This is a genomic window from Burkholderia sp. Ax-1720 (genome assembly GCF_011753035.1).
GTDB lineage: Bacteria > Pseudomonadota > Gammaproteobacteria > Burkholderiales > Burkholderiaceae > Burkholderia > Burkholderia gladioli.
The window spans coordinates 1-1,063 of sequence record NZ_VWWK01000442.1; the positions used below are offsets into that span (position 1 = coordinate 1).

Sequence of the window (1,063 nt, forward strand, 5' to 3'; positions counted from 1 at the left end):
GCGCATCGAGCCGCCAGCCGTCGGCGGTCGGCGTGAAATGGCGGGCACGAAACTCCAGCGCGTGGCCGCGAAACGAATTGCGGCCGTACTCGGCGCGCTGCGCCTGCGCGATCGCGCGTGCGCTGATCGTCGAGCCGCGCGTGCTGCTGCTCGACGAGCCGTTCGGCGCGCTCGACGCCAAGGTGCAGCACGTTGCGGCAGAAGATGAAGTCGTAGCGCCCCTCGTCGGCCGCCTGGCCGGGGCCGCCCAGCTCGAGCAGGTTGGCGCGGCGAAAACGCACGCAGTCGCGGATCCGCGCATCGAGCCGCCAGCCGTCGGCGGTCGGCGTGAAATGGCGGGCACGAAACTCCAGCGCGTGGCCGCGAAACGAATTGCGGCCGTACTCGGCGCGCTGCGCCTGCGCGATCGCGCGTGCGCTGATGTCGAGCGCGTCGATCTGCAGGCGCGCCGGATCGATGCCGGCGTCGACCAGGGCCATCGCCGCCGAATAGGGTTCCTCGCCGGTCGAGCATGGCGCGCTCAGCACGCGCAGCGGCAGCGAAGGTTCGGCGCGCAGCCGTTCGAGCGCGCGCGCGGCCAGCGCGACGAAGGCCTCGCGCTCGCGGAAGAACCAGGTCTCGGGCACCACGCATTGCTCGATCCAGGCGCGCTGCTCGTCGGCCGAGGCCAGCAGCAGGCGCCAGTGGGCATCGAGATCCTCGTCGTTCAATTGCCGCGCGCGCTGCATCACCGCCGGCGACGCGGCGGCGGCCTCGCCGGCCAGCATCGCGGCGATCCGCTCGGCCAGCGCGCGCGCCACGAAATCGGCGCCGAGCGAATCGGAATCGATGCCGGTCTCGCGCGCCAGCCAGTCGTGGATGCGCATCAGGTTGGCGCTCGTCATCGGCGTTCTCCGGCCCGGGCGTCGAGGCTGTCGGCGGCGCCCTGGCCGTCGCCCGCATCCGCGGCCTCGCGCGCCGCGGCGGCATACAGCAGCGCGCGCGCCTCCTCGCCCAGCAGGTGACGCACCGTCACCCACTGCAGCACGCCATGCGCGTCGTGCGCGACCGGCCCGAGCCAGCG

General features: G+C 73.3%; 1 protein-coding gene and 1 pseudogene. Both read right to left on the minus strand.

Features of this window, described 5'->3' with window-relative positions:
* On the minus strand, positions 1-884 hold an 884-nt coding region (locus F3J18_RS37520), incomplete at its 3' end, for a CheR family methyltransferase (RefSeq protein ID WP_275691851.1).
* Positions 881-1,063: pseudogene (locus F3J18_RS37525) on the minus strand (chemotaxis protein CheW); the annotation flags it as partial. The gene F3J18_RS37520 and the pseudogene F3J18_RS37525, both read right to left, overlap by 4 nt.